14 protein-coding genes are annotated in these 16,559 nt (G+C 63.8%); all 14 read right to left on the bottom strand.

Features of this window, described 5'->3' with window-relative positions; genetic code table 11:
* Window positions 1-50: 50 nt before the first annotated feature.
* The 14 genes from H1204_RS28185 to leuB all read right to left on the bottom strand — a co-directional run bounded on the left by H1204_RS28185 (window position 51) and on the right by leuB (window position 16,531).
* Entirely contained in the window at window positions 51-1,241 is a 1,191-nt protein-coding gene (locus tag H1204_RS28185) for an O-succinylhomoserine sulfhydrylase (protein ID WP_180731749.1), read from the bottom strand.
* Window positions 1,242-1,546: 305 nt separating this feature from the next.
* Complete coding sequence (purF, locus tag H1204_RS28180) at window positions 1,547-3,097, bottom strand: amidophosphoribosyltransferase (protein WP_180731748.1); 1,551 nt, start codon at window positions 3,095-3,097, stop codon at window positions 1,547-1,549.
* 135 nt (window positions 3,098-3,232) lie between these two features.
* Window positions 3,233-3,727, bottom strand: coding sequence for a CvpA family protein (locus H1204_RS28175; protein ID WP_007579610.1), 495 nt, complete (start codon window positions 3,725-3,727; stop codon window positions 3,233-3,235).
* A 7-nt stretch (window positions 3,728-3,734) separates the two neighbouring features.
* Window positions 3,735-4,661 carry an SPOR domain-containing protein gene (locus H1204_RS28170; RefSeq protein WP_180731747.1) on the bottom strand — a complete coding sequence of 309 codons (927 nt, stop codon included), beginning with the start codon at window positions 4,659-4,661 and terminating at the stop codon, window positions 3,735-3,737.
* Between the two features lie 27 nt (window positions 4,662-4,688).
* Window positions 4,689-5,999, bottom strand: coding sequence for a bifunctional tetrahydrofolate synthase/dihydrofolate synthase (gene folC, locus H1204_RS28165; protein WP_180731746.1), 1,311 nt, complete (start codon window positions 5,997-5,999; stop codon window positions 4,689-4,691).
* A gap of 121 nt (window positions 6,000-6,120) precedes the next feature.
* Window positions 6,121-6,993 (bottom strand): acetyl-CoA carboxylase, carboxyltransferase subunit beta, encoded by an 873-nt coding sequence (accD, locus tag H1204_RS28160; protein ID WP_035999347.1) that lies wholly within the window; start codon window positions 6,991-6,993, stop codon window positions 6,121-6,123.
* 82 nt (window positions 6,994-7,075) lie between these two features.
* On the bottom strand, window positions 7,076-7,891 hold the full coding sequence (gene trpA / locus H1204_RS28155) for a tryptophan synthase subunit alpha (protein ID WP_180731745.1): 816 nt from the start codon (window positions 7,889-7,891) through the stop codon (window positions 7,076-7,078).
* Between the two features lie 37 nt (window positions 7,892-7,928).
* The gene (locus H1204_RS28150; RefSeq protein ID WP_180731744.1) at window positions 7,929-8,840 is read right to left on the bottom strand and encodes a site-specific DNA-methyltransferase; all 912 of its coding nucleotides are present in this window, start codon (window positions 8,838-8,840) and stop codon (window positions 7,929-7,931) included.
* 11 nt (window positions 8,841-8,851) lie between these two features.
* Window positions 8,852-10,045 carry a tryptophan synthase subunit beta gene (trpB, locus tag H1204_RS28145; protein WP_180731743.1) on the bottom strand — a complete coding sequence of 398 codons (1,194 nt, stop codon included), beginning with the start codon at window positions 10,043-10,045 and terminating at the stop codon, window positions 8,852-8,854.
* 60 nt (window positions 10,046-10,105) lie between these two features.
* A complete protein-coding gene (locus H1204_RS28140; RefSeq protein ID WP_180731742.1) occupies window positions 10,106-10,813 on the bottom strand; it encodes a phosphoribosylanthranilate isomerase in 708 nt (235 codons plus the stop codon).
* Window positions 10,810-11,613, bottom strand: a complete 804-nt coding sequence (gene truA, locus H1204_RS28135) for a tRNA pseudouridine(38-40) synthase TruA (protein WP_180733329.1) — start codon at window positions 11,611-11,613, stop codon at window positions 10,810-10,812. Before truA ends, H1204_RS28140 begins: the two co-directional genes overlap by 4 nt.
* Complete coding sequence (locus tag H1204_RS28130) at window positions 11,613-13,895, bottom strand: FimV/HubP family polar landmark protein (RefSeq protein WP_180731741.1); 2,283 nt, start codon at window positions 13,893-13,895, stop codon at window positions 11,613-11,615. Before H1204_RS28130 ends, truA begins: the two co-directional genes overlap by 1 nt.
* A gap of 146 nt (window positions 13,896-14,041) precedes the next feature.
* Window positions 14,042-15,163, bottom strand: coding sequence for an aspartate-semialdehyde dehydrogenase (gene asd / locus H1204_RS28125; RefSeq protein WP_180731740.1), 1,122 nt, complete (start codon window positions 15,161-15,163; stop codon window positions 14,042-14,044).
* 300 nt (window positions 15,164-15,463) lie between these two features.
* Window positions 15,464-16,531 (bottom strand): 3-isopropylmalate dehydrogenase, encoded by a 1,068-nt coding sequence (leuB, locus tag H1204_RS28120; protein WP_180731739.1) that lies wholly within the window; start codon window positions 16,529-16,531, stop codon window positions 15,464-15,466.
* Between the last annotated feature and the right edge of the window lie 28 nt (window positions 16,532-16,559).

The following is a 16,559-nucleotide window of genomic DNA, read 5'->3' as shown; positions in this document are numbered from 1 at the left end:
GACAAAACGGGCGCTTCATTGCGCCCGTTTCGTTTCACTTCTCTACTCCACTAGCCCGCAAGTCCCCGCGTCAGATCGTCGCGGATATCGGCTGCATTCTCCAGACCAACGGCAAGCCGGATCAGACCTTCCGTGATGCCCGCTGCCGCGCGCGCTTCCGGCGTGACGCGGCCGTGCGTCGTGGTGGCGGGATGTGTGATGGTCGTGCGCGTGTCGCCGAGGTTGCCTGTAATCGAACAGATTTTCGTGCCGTCGATCACACGCCACGCATTCGCGCGCATCGCTTCGGGCGTGTCGCCCTTCAGTTCGAACGACACGATCGCGCCGCCCGCTTTCTGCTGGCGCTTCGCGATCTCGTACTGCGGATGCGATTCGAGGCCCGGATAAAACACGCGCTTCACGGCGGGATGCGTTTCGAGCCAGCGCGCGATTTCGAGCGCATTCGCCGACTGGCGCTCGACGCGCAGCGACAGCGTTTCCAAGCCCTTCAGCAGAATCCACGCGTTGAACGCCGACAGCGTCGGGCCCGCGCTGCGCACGAACGGAAACACCTTTTCCATGATGAACTGCTTCGAGCCGACCAGTGCGCCGCCGAGCACACGGCCTTGCCCGTCGAGGAACTTGGTCGCCGAATGCATCACGACGTCGGCGCCGAGTTTCAGCGGCTGTTGCAGCGCCGGGCTGCAAAAGCAGTTGTCGACGACGAACAGCGCATTCGCGGACTTCGCGATCTTGCTGATCGCTTCGATATCGGCGATCTCCGTCAGCGGGTTAGACGGCGTTTCGAGGAAGAACATCTTCGTCTCGGGACGCACCGCGTTTTTCCATGCATCGAGATCGGTCGGATCGACGAAGGTCGTCGTGATGCCGAACTTGCTAAAGATCTGCGAGAACATGCCGAGCGTCGAACCGAACAGGCTCTGCGAGCTGACGAGATGATCGCCCGCCTGCAACGCCGACATCACCACCGACATGATCGCGCTCATCCCGGATGCCGTCGCCATGCACGCCTCACCGCCTTCGAGTGCCGCGAGACGATCCTGGAACATCGTCACAGTCGGATTCGTGAAGCGCGAGTACGTGTAATAGTCTTCGGAATTCTTAAAGCGCTCGGCGGCTTCTGCAGCGCTAGCAAAGACAAAGCTCGACGTCAGGAAGATCGCTTCCGAGTGTTCGCCGAATTCGCTGCGCAACGTGCCCGAGCGGACTGCGAGTGTGTCGAAATTGAGGGAGTCGTCCATGTTCGTTCTGTTCCGTTTTTTCAGGCCGCGCTTTCGCCGTTGAGTCGAGGCGCACGCGAGAGCAACAAAAAAGCCCGCTTTGCGTCGGCATAAGCGGGCTTCGTGTGCGGGGAACGCTATAAGCGCGATGGCTGTGCTGCTGCTCACCGTTCGCTTTAGCTGTTTTGGGTTTCCCCGCGTCCGCAAGCTGAGATCAAATCGACGCAAGCCCGATGGTAGCACTGCCCCCGGATTTCGCGCCGGGTTTCACCGGCTGTCGCAGCGCGCGAGACCGGTTGACCCGATGTTCGCGCGCTTACGACGCGTTACTCGACCGACAGTTGCAGGTGCAATTGCGAACGCGCAGCGCCGCCTTCGATCGCGTCGCTCGCGGCGTCACGGTCCGATTGCGCGGACGGCGCGAGACGCGCGGATTCGATGCGGTCGAGGTACTCCGTCGTCACGTCGCCCGTGATGTAGTTGCCGTCGAAGCACGACGCTTCGAACTCCTTCAGCGCCGGGTTGATGTCGCGGATTGCGTTCTTCAGCGCGTCGACGTCCTGATAGACGAGGAAATCGGCGCCGATCAGGCGCGCCACTTCTTCATCCGAACGGCCGTGAGCGACGAGTTCGCTGCGCGTCGGCATGTCGATGCCGTACACGTTCGGGAACTTCACGGGCGGCGCCGCCGAAGCGAAGATCACCTTGCTTGCGCCCGCATCGCGCGCCATCTGCACGATTTCGTGCGAGGTGGTGCCGCGCACGATGGAATCGTCGACGATCAGCACGGTCTTGCCCTTGAACTCGATGCCCATCGCGTTCAGCTTCTGGCGCACCGATTTCTTGCGCACCGCCTGGCCAGGCATGATGAAGGTGCGGCCCACGTAACGGTTCTTGAAGAAGCCTTCGCGATATTCGACGCCGAGCTTCGCCGCGACCTGCATCGCCGCCGGACGCGACGAATCGGGAATCGGCATCACGACGTCGATCTTCACGTCGTCGGGCAGCACGCGGATGATCTTCTCGGCCAGATAGTCGCCCATGCGCAGACGCGCGTTGTAGACGGGCACGCCATCGAGCACCGAATCCGGACGCGCGAGATACACGAGTTCGAAAATGCACGGGTTCAGGCTCGCGTTCGGCGCGCATTGCTGCGCGTGGAAATTGCCTTCGAAGTCGATGAAGATCGCCTCGCCCGGCGCGACGTCGCGCACGAACTCGAAGCCGATGCCTTCCAGCGCCACCGATTCCGACGCCAGCATCCATTCCGTGCCCGACGCCGTTTCCAGCTTGCCGATACACAGCGGACGGATGCCGAACGGGTCGCGGAAGCCGAGCAGACCGTAACCGGAAATCAGCGAGACGATCGCATACGAGCCGCGCACGCGGCGGTGCACGCCCGTGACGGCCTTGAACAGCGCGGCGGGATCGAGTTGCAGGCCCGAGCTCGACAACTGCAATTCGTGCGCGAACACGTTCAGCATGACTTCCGTGTCGGAATTCGTGTTGATGTGGCGACGATCGATGCGGAACATCTCGTCTTTCAGTTGCTGCCAGTTGGTCAGATTGCCGTTATGGGCGAGGATGAGGCCGAACGGCGCGTTCACGTAGAACGGCTGGGCTTCTTCTTCGCTCGACGCAGAACCCGCCGTCGGGTAACGCACCTGGCCAATGCCGCTATTGCCGGGCAGGCTGCGCATGTTGCGCGTGCGGAACACGTCGCGAACCATGCCATTGGCCTTGTGCATGTGGAAATTGTTGCCGTTCGCCGTGGCGATGCCGGCGGCGTCCTGACCGCGGTGCTGCAGCAGCAGCAGGCTGTCATAGAGGAGCTGGTTGACGGGTGACTGGGAAACTACGCCTACGATGCCGCACATGGCATGTCCTTCAAAGGGTACGAAATTCGATCAGTGCGGCCTGCCTGGGAGACAGCCGCGCGCGCCGTGGTTCTGCTTGCTTCACCATCGGCCCGCCTTGTCATCCGCCTTCGCCCCTTGCGTGCAACGCGATCGTTACACGTGGACGTAGGCGGCGAGCGTTTCGGGAAGCAGAGGCTTCAGCTCTCGCACGCCCTGCTCGGCGTAGGGCCGCAGCAGCGCGTTGCGCCAGAATTCCTGTTTGGGCAGTTCGGTCAAGCCACCGAGGGCGACCAGAACCAGCACCAATATGACCCCGCGTACGAGGCCGAACACCAGTCCAAGCGAGCGATCCACACCGCCCAGACCGGACACCTGCACCAGCCGGCTCAGCAACGCGTTCGCCACGCTTGCCACCAGCATCACGCCAATGACGATCAACGCGAACGCGATCAGCCACTGCGTCAGGGCGCCGCCCGGCCAGTTCGCCGGGACGTAGGGTACCAGCAGCCCCACGAAGCGCGCCGCCACCAGAAACGCGACGATCCAGCCTATCAGCCCGAATACCTCGGACAAAAAGCCGCGCCACGTTCCGCGCATGGCCGACAGGGCGATCACCGCCATTACAGCGTAGTCGAACGCGGTGAACATCGCCGGATTACTGCGCAGCGCCGTTGTTCGCGCCCGACGTCAGACCGGCCTCGCGCACCTTCGCGATTGCCGCCGACGCCGCCGCACGGTCCGCGAACGGACCGGCGCGCAACAGGGTTCGACTGGAGCCGTCAGCCTGCTTGCGACGCTCCGTATATACGGGCACACCCGCCGCTTTCAACTTGGTCGCCCACGCGTGCGCGCTGGCGTCGTCCTGAAACGCGCCGAGCTGAACCGCGAAGCGGCTGCCCGGAGGCGCCGCGGGCGTACCTGTTTCGGTGCCCGACGCGGCGCCTTGCGCCGCTTCCGTGACCGCGGGTTTCTGTTCCGGTTTTGCCGCGGGCTTGGCATCAGCCTGCGGTTTCGCTACGGGCTTTGCAGCCGGCGCGTTGTTCGCGACGGCAGCGGGCGCTTGCGGCTTCGCAGGCGTCATCGCGATTGGCGCGTTCTTGCTGTTGCTGCCGTCGCGCTGCGACGCCACGGCGCCAGTAGCGGCCGTGCCCGACGCTGCGGGCGCGAGACCCGAGGCGGCCAGTGCGGCATCCGGCGCGGCGGGATTGTCCGGCGCGACGGCGGCTTGCGTGTCGCTGTCGACCGACGCACGCGGCTTCGGCGCCGGACGGCTTGGAATGTCGATGGAAATGTCGTCGGTGACGGGCTTAGGATGCGAATCCAGCACCATCGGCAGAATGACGACGGCGGCGATCACCAGCGCGATCGCACCGACGAGGCGGCGTCGTGCGCGCTGCTTTTCGGGAAGCGTGGGATCGAGCAGCATCGCGTCGGCGTCGCCGGAACGGTCCGTGCGGCGACTGCGCCGTTCGACGCGTTCCGCGCGTTCAGTGCGCTCGGCACGGCTGCCGCGACTGGAACTGGAATTTGCGCCGCGCCGTGTCGGTGCGTCGTCTTTCTTGCCGAACGAGAAAATACCCATGAATGGCTTGGTTCGAGGCCCGCGCGTTCAGTGTTGCTGCGATTTACGGTAGGCCATGACGCCTGCAACCGTGAAGAAGCTGCCGAAAACCACGATTCTATCATTGTCGGAGGCTCGTTTTAGCGCATCCTGGAAAGCTTCTGCTGGTGTGGCAAAACGCGTCACGCTGCAATCCGGGCCCTCGCTGACGCCCGCATCGCGCAGCGCCGTTTCCAGTTCTTCCGCGCTGGCGGCGCGCGGCGTCGGCAGATCGGTCACGTTCCAGTGATCGATCTCGCCTTTCAGATGTTCGAGCACGCCAGCGATGTCCTTATCGCGCATCGAGCCAAAAACGGCGTACGTGTACGGAAAAAAGCCCATATTGCCGAGATTTTGACCCAGCACGGCGGCGGCATGCGGGTTGTGGCCGACGTCCAGCACGATCGATGGCTTGCCCGGCAACACCTGGAAACGTCCCGGCAGCTCGACATTGGCGAGACCCAGACGAATGTCTTGCGCCGACACAGGCAGACGGTCGCGCACCGCTTCGAGCCCCGCGAGCGCCGCCGTCGTATTGAGCAACTGATTCGCGCCACGCAGCGCCGGATAAGCCAGCGCAGACCGACGCATCGTCGGGCCGACGTAGCTCCACTGCTGGCGCTCGTTACCGGGTTGCGCTTCGTAGCGGAAATCGCGTCCGAACAGCCACAACTCGGCGCCGATTTTCTCGGCATGATCGATCAGCGTTTGCGGCGCAACCGGGTCCGCGCAGATCGCCGGCTTGCCCGCGCGGAAAATACCCGCCTTCTCGAACGCAATTTTCTCGCGCGTATCGCCGAGGAAGTCGGTGTGATCGATGTCGATGCTGGTGATGATCGCGCAGTCGGTATCGAGGATGTTGACGGCGTCGAGCCGCCCGCCCAACCCCACTTCGAAAATCACTGCGTCCAGCCCGCGCTCGGCGAACAGATGCATGATCGCCAGCGTGGTGAACTCGAAATACGTCAGCGAAACAGGCTCGGGCAGCGATTGACGCGCCTTCTCGACCGCCTCGAAGTGCGGCAGCAATTCCGCATCCGTCGCCATCTGACCGTTGATGCGCGCGCGCTCGTTGAACGCGAGCAGATGCGGCGACGTGTGGCAGCCGACGGTGTAACCCGCCCGCAGCAGGATCGATTCGAGAATCGCGCAGGTGGAACCCTTGCCGTTCGTGCCGCCGACGGTGATCACCGGGCACGCGAACTTAAGGTCCAACGCGTCACGCACCTTGCTGATGCGCGCGAGGCCCATGTCGATACCGACAGGATGAGCGGATTCCAGGTGCGTGAGCCACGCGTCGAGTGTGGGGAAAGTGGTCATCTGAAAAACTGGCAGTGCGGACCGGAATTATCCTAGAAATGACAACGCGCCGCTTGAGAACCTCTCGCGGCGCGTTAGTTGTTCCTGCTGGCCGTGCGGAGCATCACGGCCTGAAACGGCATCAGGCGACTGCGTCAGCCGGCTGGCGCGTGAGCAGAGCCATCAGTTGCGCGATTTCTTCGCGCAGCTTGCGACGATCGACGATCATGTCGATCGCGCCCTTTTGCAGCAGGAATTCGGCGCGCTGGAAGCCTTCCGGCAGCTTTTCGCGCACCGTCTGCTCGATCACGCGCGGGCCCGCAAAGCCGATCAGCGCCTTCGGTTCGGCGATCACGACGTCGCCGAGGAACGCGAAGCTCGCCGACACGCCGCCCATCGTCGGGTCGGTCAGCACGGAGATGAACGGCAGCTTGGCTTCGGCGAGCTTGGTCAGCATCGCAGTGGTCTTGGCCATCTGCATCAGCGACAGCAGGCTTTCCTGCATCCGCGCGCCGCCCGAAGCGGTGAAGCAGATGAACGGCACGTGCTGCTCGATCGCGTTCTGCGCGCCGCGCGCAAAGCGCTCGCCGACCACGGAGCCCATCGAACCACCCATGAACGCGAATTCGAAGCACGCGACCACGACAGGCAGCGTGTGGATCGCACCGCCCATCACGACCATCGCGTCGGTTTCGTCGGTTTCGTCCATCGCCTCTTTCAGGCGGTCGGGGTACTTACGGCTGTCCTTGAACTTGAGCGCGTCGACCGGCAGGATTTCCTGGCCGATTTCGTAGCGACCTTCCGGATCGAGCAAGCCGTCGAGCCGTTCGCGCGCGCCGATCCGCATATGGTGGTCGCACTTCGGGCAGACGTGCAGATTCGCCTCGACGTCGTTGCGGTACAGCACCGCTTCGCACGACGGGCACTTGATCCACAGCCCTTCCGGAATGCCCTTGCGGCTCTTCGGGTCGGTTTGCTTGATTTTCGGCGGCAACAGTTTGTCGAGCCAGCTCATGATGATTCCTTCCAGGATTCGCGATACGAAAGACGGCGCAGCAGGAACTGCGCCGCCATGCTAACCGCGACAAAAATGATGTTTATCGGGCAGTCGCGCCGATGCTGTCGAGCGCCTGGCGAATTTCAGCAATGAAACTCGTCAGCTTGCTCGCAGCGGACTCGGGTGCTGCTTCTTCGAGCAACTGCACGATACGGCTGCCGATCACGACGGCATCGGAAACTTCGGCCACGGCGCGCGCAGATTGCGCGTCGCGAATACCGAAACCGACGCCCACCGGCAGCGGTACGCGCGACTTGATGGCCGGGATTTTACCCGCGATGCTCAAAACGTCCAGATTTGCAGAGCCCGTGACACCTTTGAGCGACACATAGTAGACATAACCGGACGCGATTTTACCAACCTCCGCGATGCGCTCGTCCGTCGACGTGGGCGCGAGCAGGAAAATCGGATCGATCCCGGCCGCCTTCACCTTTTCGGCGAAGATAGCCGATTCTTCGGGCGGATAGTCGACAACCAGCACGCCGTCGACGCCCGCTTCCTTCGCGGCAGCCGCGAACCCGTCGGCGCCCATGCGCTCGATGGGATTCGCATAGCCCATCAGCACGACGGGCGTTTTGTCGTCGGTTTCGCGGAAGCGCTTGACGTCGGCGAGCACGTGTTTCAGCGACACGCCCTTTGCCAGCGCGCGTTCCGAGGACTGCTGGATCACGGGACCGTCGGCCATCGGGTCGGAAAACGGCACGCCAAGCTCGATCACATCAGCACCGCCCTTCGCGAGCGCGTGCATGAACTCGACGGTGCGCGCCGGATCGGGATCACCAGCGGTGATGAACGGAATCAGACCTTTCTTGCCCTGCGCGGCCAGTGCCGCGAACGTGGATTGAATACGGGACATGGAATTTTCTCGAAGTCGATGACTGCGCGGTTTGGCGTCAAGCCGTCGTCGTAGTGTTGGCAACGGCTGCTTTCCGGCGCGAAACGGGTTCCGGCGAATTTGCCGCCAAACTGACGCGTTCTCGCGCTATCGCGCAGTAACTTTCATTGATCTCATAGCCGACGAATTCGCGCTTCTGGCGGGCGCAAGCGACTGCCGTCGTGCCGCTTCCCATGAAGGGATCAAGCACACGGCCACCCGGCGGGCAGCTGGCCAACACCATCCGCTCGACGATTTCGAGCGGTTTCTGGGTCGGATGGTCGACGCGTTCGGCGTGTTGCCGGTGCAAACGCGAAACCGACCAGACGTCCTTCGGGTTGTAGCCCATCTCCAGCCACTTGCTTCCTTCGAACAACTTACGCGAACGCGCCTTCTTCGTGGCGGCATCGTACGGGATACGGACGGGGTCGAGGTCGAAATAGTAGTCTTTCGACACCGCGAAATAACCGATGTTGTCGTGCACGGACGTAAAGCGGCGCGTCGTGCCGCCCATGCTCGGCACGCGCCGGTCCCAGATGATCTCGTTGACCATCGTCAGGCGGCTCTTCAGAAACACGAAGATTTCCGGCGCGTACTGCCATGTGCAGAAGATGTACAGCGAACCCGACGGCTTCAGCTTCGGAATGGCGAGTTCGAGCCAGGCACGCGTCCAGGCGAGAAAATCCTCGCCCGAGCGCATGTCGGAATCGTTGCCATAGTCCTTGCCGAGGCCATACGGCGGATCGGCGACGATCAGATCGATCGAGCCGTCCGGCAGGTTCGCTGCATCGGTCAGAAAATCGCGGTTCTGGAGCTCGATGCCCGAAGGCACCGGCAACAGCGGCACAGCGCCCGCGTGCAACGCTCCGGCGACGCCTGCTTCGGCGTCATCCAGCGCGGGCGGCTGCGGCTCCTCGAACTCGTCGCGCATCGCCTGGGCGCTCAGAACTGGATGCCCGATCGCTCGGCGACCGTGTGCATGTCCTTGTCGCCCCGGCCCGACAGGTTCACCAGAAGGATTTTGTCCTTCGGCAAAGTCGGCGCGAGCTTCGCCGCGTACGCGAGCGCGTGGCTCGACTCGAGCGCGGGAATGATGCCCTCGATCCGGCAGCAGTCGTGGAATGCCTTGAGCGCCTCTTCGTCGGTGATGCCGACGTATTCGGCGCGGCCGCTGTCCTTGAGCCATGCATGCTCGGGACCGACGCCCGGATAGTCGAGACCCGCCGACACCGAATGCGTCTCGATGATCTGGCCGTTCTCGTCCTGCAGCAGATAGGTGCGGTTACCATGCAGCACGCCGGGGCTGCCGCCGATCAGCGACGCCGCGTGACGACCCGTGTCGATGCCGTCGCCGGCGGCTTCCACGCCGATCAGCTTCACCGATTTGTCGTCAATGTATGGGTAAAAGATACCCATCGCATTCGATCCGCCGCCAACGCACGCGATCACGGCATCCGGCTGACGGCCCGTCAGTTCGGGCATCTGCACCTTGCATTCGTCGCCGATCACGCGCTGGAAGTCGCGCACCATCATCGGATACGGATGCGGCCCCGCCACCGTGCCGATGATGTAGAACGTGTTTTCGACGTTCGTGACCCAGTCGCGCATCGCTTCGTTCAACGCGTCTTTCAGCGTGCGCGAACCGGATTCGACGGGTACGACAGTCGCGCCCAGCAGCTTCATCCGGTAGACGTTCGCGGCCTGGCGGCGCACGTCTTCCGCGCCCATGTAGACGATGCACTCCATGCCGAAGCGCGCCGCGATGGTCGCCGTTGCAACGCCGTGCTGGCCCGCGCCCGTCTCAGCGATCACGCGCGGCTTGCCCATCCGCCTGGCGAGCAGCGCCTGGCCGATCACGTTGTTCACCTTGTGCGCGCCCGTGTGGTTCAGGTCTTCGCGCTTCAGATAAACCTGCGCGCCACCGAGCAGTTCGCTCCAGCGTTGCGCGTGATAAACAGGGGAAGGACGACCGACGAAGTACTTCAGTTCGCGTTCGTATTCGGCGATGAAGTCAGCGTCTTGGGAGTATTTCTCATAGGCTTGGCGCAGTTCGTCGAGCGCGTGCATCAGCGTCTCGGCAACGAACACGCCGCCATATTGGCCGAAATGGCCACGTTCATCGGGTAAGTTGTACATATTCCGTCACTCTTCTCAGTATGCCGCAGCACTCGCTCGCTGCGAGGCGCGGCCTGGGAATCACCGGGCGTCCGCTTCGCGCACTGCGCGCACGAACGCCGCCATCCGGGCGTGATCCTTCACACCCTTTGCGCCCGGCACCTCGATGCCGCTCGAGACATCGACCGCGTACGGGCGCACGCGATGAATCGCATCACTGACGTTTTGCGTGTTCAACCCACCACTCAAAACGGCCCGACGCGCGAGCTCTTGTGGAATAAGTGACCAATCGAAGACCTTCCCGCCGCCGCCGTAGCCCTCGACATGTGTGTCGAACAGAAGACCACTGGCGGCTGAATAGTTAAGCGCCGATTCTACCAAATCGGCCGGTTGAGTATCTGCCGCAATCCGCAATGCGCGCAACCAAGGCAAACCCGCAACGCCAGCCAGCTTTTCGCACTGCTCGGGCGTTTCGTCGCCGTGGAACTGCAGCATCGTCAGCGGCACATTGCAGGTGACTTCGCTGAACCATTCGGACGTGGGATTCACGAACAGCCCGACAACCGACACGAACGGCGGCACGACCCGCGTCATCTCGACCGCCTGCGCGATGCTCAACGCGCGCGGGCTGGGCGGGTAGAACACGAGGCCGATCGCATCGGCGCCCAGGGCGACGGCATGGGCGACATCGGCGGCGTTGCCGAGGCCGCACAGCTTGATGCGCGTGCGGTGCGGCACGGTGTCGGTGGCGGGCGAAGCGCTTGCGGCTTGAGTGTCGGCGGAAGTCATGAGTCGGTCCAAACGGTGCTCCACGGAACGCTGCCCGCCTGCGGGGCAGGCACGGCGAACGCCTCAGGATAGCCCACTTGAGCGAGATACAGCCCGTCGGGCATGAAGGTGGGCGCCGCGCGTTTCCTGTCGCGGCCTTGCAGAACTTCCGCGAGCCACGCTGCCGGATAGCGCCCGCGGCCCACGGCCACGAGACAGCCCATCAGGTTGCGCACCATGTGATGCAGGAACGCATTGGCGCGAAAGCGAAAGTGGATGAAATCGCCCTGCGGCCGGATATCGATCTGATACAGATGCTTGACGGGCGTCTTCGCCTGGCATTCCGACGAGCGGAACGCCGAGAAATCATTCTCACCGAGCAGGCAGGCGGCCGCGTCGCGCATCGCGTCGACGTCGAGCGGCGTGTGAATCCAGCCGGCCCGGCCCGTGAGCATCGGCGAGCGCACGGGGTGGACGTATAGCGCGTAGTAATAGGTGCGCTCGAAAGCCGAAAAGCGCGCGTGGAACGCGTCTGGCATCGGCTTGGCCCATTGCACGGCGACCGTCGACGACAAGAAGGCGTTCGTGCCGCGCACCCACGAAAAGTCGGTCCGGTCGAGCTCGGTGTCGAAATGCACAACCTGCCCGAGACCGTGAACACCCGTATCCGTGCGGCCCGCCACGACCGTCTGCAGCGGCGTCTGCGCGAATTCGCGCAGTGCCCGTTCGAGTGCGTCCTGCACGGTCTTGCCGTGCGGCTGCGACTGCCAGCCGCAAAACGCCGCGCCGTCGTACTGGATGCCAAGCGCGATCCGCGTCATCACGAAAGCGGCGCGAGCGTCGACAGCAGCGCGCGAGCGTCGGCGCGCGTGTCGGCGTCGTTCGATTCGATGACTTCGTTGATCAGCGTGCGCGCGCCGACCACGTCGCCGAGATCGATGTACTCCACGGCCAGATCGAGCTTGTTGCGGGCGATGCGCGCGACTTCGTCCGGCGTGAACGCGGGCACGACCTGCGACGGCGACGGCGGCAGTTCCAGATCGAAATCGAGCTTCAAAGCGCCGAAGCGCGCGGCACCCAGACCGGCGACGGCGGCCGCACCGGCCGTGCCGGCGATGATTTCGCCAGCGACAGCAGACGCCTGCGGCGCGTGCGCCGGCAACGCCTGTTGCGCCGTGATTTCGGGCGCGACGACGGGCTGCGTCACAGCGGGTGCGTCGCTTGCCGACGGCTCGGCGCGCGGCGGCAAAGCGAATTCATCGATGCTGTCGAGCGCGCGCATCGCGTCGCGCGGGAATGCCTCCGGTACAGCCGGTTCCAGCGGCGGCGGCGCGCCGAGCGGAAGCGACGCCGACGCGCGCTGTTCCGCTGCGTCCTCGGCGTCGGCTGGGTGCAGTTCATTCAGTTCGGGCAGCGGCTCGATCAGTTGCTCGTGCTGCGCGGCGGGTTCCACATGACTCAACTGGATGGGCGGCGCAACGGAAGCGGTGGGCTGCTCGAACTTGGGTTCGTGCTGCCCGGTTTCCGGCGTCGCGCCAAGGTCGAATGCGAACGGCTTGGGTTTCGCGCCAGACTCGTCGTGCGGTGCTTCGATCGGCTCAGCGAAATGCGGCTCGACGGGTTCGTGGATCGGCTGCTCGTCGAGCGGCAGTTCGGCGGCAGGTTCGCTCGTCGTCGGTTCCTGTTCGCGCGCGGCCTGTTCCCGTTCGGCTGCTTCGGCGGCACGCGCATCTTCGCGTGCCGGATCGAGCGATTCGCGGGGCAATGCATCGGCGCCGAGCGCTGTGGCTGCGTCGAGCGAGGCCTCGGCGGATGCGCTGTCGAACGTTTCAGGTTCGGGTTTCGGTGATGTGTCGTGATCGAATGCGGGCGAAATCGCAGCAGCCGCAACAACCGCAGCCGGACCGGCCTCGCGCGAGCCGGTTTCTGACGGTTCGTGCGGCGATGCAGGCGGCTCATCGCTACGCGCGACCGCGACCGGCTCGACAGCCGTGGGCGCAACGGGCGTCTCATCTTCGCGCGCAACGTCGTCCGTCGCCGCTTCCTGCGCGCGCGCGGCTTTGCGACGCCGACGCATCGTCAAACCGGCCAGCAGCGCCACAAGCCCCGCGCCGACGATGGCCGCCACGCCCAGATATTCCTGCGAAATGCCCATCGGCAGATTCGCGGGCTGCGCAGCCGCCGACGCAGCATGAGCAGGTGCGCCGGCGCCGGGCGTCGCGCTCGACGACTGCGTCGCGCCCGGTGCCGTGGGCGCGTTTTCGTTTGCACCCGGCTGCTTGCCAATACCGTGCTTCTGCAATTCCATCAGCACGCGGTTCTTCAGCGCGAGGAGTTGCTGCAAGCTCGACGGACGCGCCTGCGACGCGGGCTGCGCGTTGCCGGTTGCGGGCGTACCGGGCGGTGTAGCAGCGGACTCGCTGCCCTGGATGGAACCCGTGTAGGAATGCGTGCCGCTCGCCCCCGAAGCCGAGGATGCAGCCGCGCCGCTCGTGGGCAGCGCGCCGATTGCGGGTGCGGACGTCAGCTCTACGGTGGCCGGCGCGCTGGCGCTCTGCGTTGGACTCGTGGCGGCCGCTTCCACCGTCGACGACGCGCCGGCTGCGACAGCGCTCGCGCCAGCAGCCGTTGTAGCGGGCGCGGATTCGGGAGTCGCCGTGGCAGCGTTGTTGGTGGTCGCAGCCTGTGCCGCGGCGCCGGAAGCAGCAGAGGCTGCCGCGCCGATGGCCGCCCCCGTCGCATCGACGGCAGGCAGATTCAGGACAGCGCCCAGTCGCAACCGGCTCGGATCATGCCCCATGAACGCGTTCGGATTCGCGTCGAAGATCGCTTTCGCCGCGCGCGCCAGCACTGCCCGATCGTGCGACTGCGTCATCGCGACGGCAGCGTCGTTGAGCGATTGCCCCGGCTGAACGGTGAACTGCGTGCCGCCGGAAGCAGCCGCAGCCGGAGCGCTCGCCGCCGCAGCACCCGTGGCCGTGGTTTGAGCGTGTGCCGCGCCCGGTATCGAAAGTGCACCGGCAAAAACGATCGCGACCGCTGCCGCAATCCGATGCGTGCCGCTACGTGTGGCGGCGGGAATAAGAGGGAATCGGGCCGTCATCGGGACCTTTCGTGCGCGGTCGTGCGGCGCATGCTTAGAAGTGTTGGCGACAAGATTCTGAAATACACAATAAAAAAGCGCCGCGAAAAACGCGACGCTTTTTGGGAGTTTTCTACGCGTCGATCAGTTAACGCGCGTAGTTTACTTTACTTGTCGAGCAGAATGCGAAGCATACGACGCAGCGGCTCAGCAGCGCCCCACAGCAACTGGTCGCCAACCGTGAATGCCGACAGATATTCGCCACCCATCGCGAGCTTGCGCAGACGGCCGACCGGCACCGTCAGCGTGCCCGTCACCACGGCGGGCGACAGATCGCGCATCGACGCTTCACGCTCGTTCGGCACGACCTTTACCCAGTCGTTTGCCGAAGCGAGAATGCCGTTGATTTCGTCGAGCGGCACGTCCTTGTTCAGCTTGATGGTCAGCGCCTGCGAGTGGCAGCGCATTGCGCCGATACGCACGCACAGACCGTCGACGGGGATCGAACCCGGCTCGCCCATTGCCGGCTTGCCGAGAATCTTGTTGGTTTCCGCGCCGCCCTTCCACTCTTCCTTCGACATGCCGTTGCCGAGATCCTTGTCGATCCACGGAATCAGCGAGCCGGCGAGCGGCACGCCGAAGTGATCGGTCGGCATGCTGTCGCTGTTCATGGCCGACAATACGCGGCGGTCGATATCGAGAATGGCCGACGACGGATTGGCCAGCTCATCCTTCACTGCGCCGTGCAACGTGCCCATCTGGCTCAGCAGTTCACGCATGTTCTGCGCACCCGCGCCCGAAGCAGCCTGATACGTCATGGCCGTCATCCAGTCGACGAGGTTTTCGCGGAACAGGCCGCCCAGCGCCATCAGCATCAGGCTGACCGTGCAGTTGCCGCCGATGAAATTCTTCTGACCCTTGACCAGCGCGTTCTTGATCACGTCGAGGTTGACGGGATCAAGAATGATGACGGCGTCATCCTTCATGCGCAGCGACGAAGCCGCGTCGATCCAGTAGCCGCTCCAGCCCGCCGCGCGCAGCTTCGGGAACACTTCGTTCGTGTAGTCGCCGCCCTGGCAGGAGATGATGGCGTCGCACTTTTTCAGGTCGTCGATGCTTGTCGCATCTTTGAGCTTGGTCTCGTTTTTGGCAAACGACGGCGCGTTGCCGCCCGCATTGCTGGTGCTGAAAAACACCGGTTCGATCAGATCGAAATCGCCTTCCTGTTGCATGCGTTGCATCAGGACGCTGCCGACCATGCCGCGCCAACCTACGAGACCTACGTTCATGACTTCATACCCTTCGAGTGGACACTTCCCCGCATCTTTGCCCGCAGTGACCGCGCGGGGAAGATGGGCGGGCACGACGGACGATCAGCGCTTCGTGATCGTTTTCGGGGTAATCGTTTTGATGGTAATGGCGAGCGCAACCACGCGGGCCGTTTTGCCGCGCAGTGTCGAAATCGAGGAGATTTGAGGAATCGTCGCCATCACATGAGTCTACACGAAAACCCGTTTTTTGCGGCGCGGGCGCCGCGATTTGCGTGAATCCGCACAAAATTGGCAGATTCACGCGTGTTTGCTGAAGAATTACAGCGCCGCGACGACGGCATCGCCCATCGCTTCCGTGCCGACCTGCTTGCAGCCCGGCGTAAGAATATCGCCGGTGCGATAGCCTTGTTCCAGCACCTTTTTCACGGCGCTTTCGATGCGGTCTGCCTGCTCGGCCCGGTTCAGCGAATAACGCAGCATCATCGCCGCCGACAGAATCGTAGCGAGCGGGTTCGCAATGCCCTTGCCCGCGATATCGGGCGCCGAACCGTGCGACGGCTCGTACAGACCCTTGTTGTTCTTGTCGAGCGAAGCCGACGGCAGCATGCCGATCGAACCCGTCAACATTGCCGCTTCGTCCGACAGAATGTCGCCGAACATGTTGCCCGTGACGATCACGTCGAACGATTTCGGCGCCTTCACGAGTTGCATGGCCGCGTTGTCGACGTACATGTGCGACAGCTCGACGTCCGCGTATTCCTTCGCGACATCGATCATCACGTCCTTCCACAATTGCGACGTTTCGAGCACGTTCGCCTTGTCGACCGACGTCAGCTTCTTGTCACGCTTCTGCGCCGCCTGGAACGCGACGTGCGCGATGCGGCGCACTTCGGGTTCCGAATAACGCATCGTGTCGAAGCCTTCTTTCGCGCCTTCGAACGGACCGTCCGGCGCTGCACGCACGCCGCGCGGCGAGCCGAAATAAATGTCGCCGTTCAGTTCGCGCACGATCAGGATATCGAGGCCCGACACGATTTCCGGCTTCAGCGACGACGCGCCCGTCAGTTGCGGATAGCAGATTGCAGGACGGAAGTTTGCGAACAGTTGCAGATGCTTGCGCAGACCCAGGATTGCCTGTTCCGGACGCAGCGAGCGCTCGAGCGAATCGTACTTCCAGTCGCCAACCGCGCCGAACAGGATCGCGTCCGCTTCCTTCGCGAGCTTGAGCGTGGCCTCCGGCAGCGGGTGACCCGCCGCCTCATAGCCCGCGCCGCCGACGGGCGCCTCTTCCAGCTCGAACTTCTCGCCGAGCACGTTCAGAACCTTGACGGCTTCCTTGACGATTTCCTTGCCAATGCCGTCGCCCGGCAACACTGCGATCTTCATGCGTATTCCTTGTTGGTTTCTGTCTGGC

It is taken from the genome of Paraburkholderia sp. PGU19 (genome assembly GCF_013426915.1).
Taxonomy (GTDB): domain Bacteria; phylum Pseudomonadota; class Gammaproteobacteria; order Burkholderiales; family Burkholderiaceae; genus Paraburkholderia.
The sequence above is the reverse complement of the archived record's forward strand: the minus strand, read 5'-3'. Positions and strand labels throughout refer to the sequence as shown.

What these genes read in the sequence shown, in the direction of transcription:
- truA (WP_180733329.1), bottom strand. Translation starts at nt 11,613, where the DNA reads ATGACGCGGATCGCGCTTGGCATCCAGTACGACGGCGCGGCGTTTTGC.
- asd (WP_180731740.1), bottom strand. Translation starts at nt 15,163, where the DNA reads ATGAACGTAGGTCTCGTAGGTTGGCGCGGCATGGTCGGCAGCGTCCTG.
- folC (WP_180731746.1), bottom strand. Translation starts at nt 5,999, where the DNA reads ATGACCACTTTCCCCACACTCGACGCGTGGCTCACGCACCTGGAATCC.
- H1204_RS28140 (WP_180731742.1), bottom strand. Translation starts at nt 10,813, where the DNA reads ATGACTTCCGCCGACACTCAAGCCGCAAGCGCTTCGCCCGCCACCGAC.
- purF (WP_180731748.1), bottom strand. Translation starts at nt 3,097, where the DNA reads ATGTGCGGCATCGTAGGCGTAGTTTCCCAGTCACCCGTCAACCAGCTC.
- H1204_RS28130 (WP_180731741.1), bottom strand. Translation starts at nt 13,895, where the DNA reads ATGACGGCCCGATTCCCTCTTATTCCCGCCGCCACACGTAGCGGCACG.
- H1204_RS28175 (WP_007579610.1), bottom strand. Translation starts at nt 3,727, where the DNA reads ATGTTCACCGCGTTCGACTACGCTGTAATGGCGGTGATCGCCCTGTCG.
- leuB (WP_180731739.1), bottom strand. Translation starts at nt 16,531, where the DNA reads ATGAAGATCGCAGTGTTGCCGGGCGACGGCATTGGCAAGGAAATCGTC.
- trpB (WP_180731743.1), bottom strand. Translation starts at nt 10,045, where the DNA reads ATGTACAACTTACCCGATGAACGTGGCCATTTCGGCCAATATGGCGGC.
- H1204_RS28185 (WP_180731749.1), bottom strand. Translation starts at nt 1,241, where the DNA reads ATGGACGACTCCCTCAATTTCGACACACTCGCAGTCCGCTCGGGCACG.
- trpA (WP_180731745.1), bottom strand. Translation starts at nt 7,891, where the DNA reads ATGTCCCGTATTCAATCCACGTTCGCGGCACTGGCCGCGCAGGGCAAG.
- accD (WP_035999347.1), bottom strand. Translation starts at nt 6,993, where the DNA reads ATGAGCTGGCTCGACAAACTGTTGCCGCCGAAAATCAAGCAAACCGAC.
- H1204_RS28150 (WP_180731744.1), bottom strand. Translation starts at nt 8,840, where the DNA reads ATGCGCGACGAGTTCGAGGAGCCGCAGCCGCCCGCGCTGGATGACGCC.
- H1204_RS28170 (WP_180731747.1), bottom strand. Translation starts at nt 4,661, where the DNA reads ATGGGTATTTTCTCGTTCGGCAAGAAAGACGACGCACCGACACGGCGC.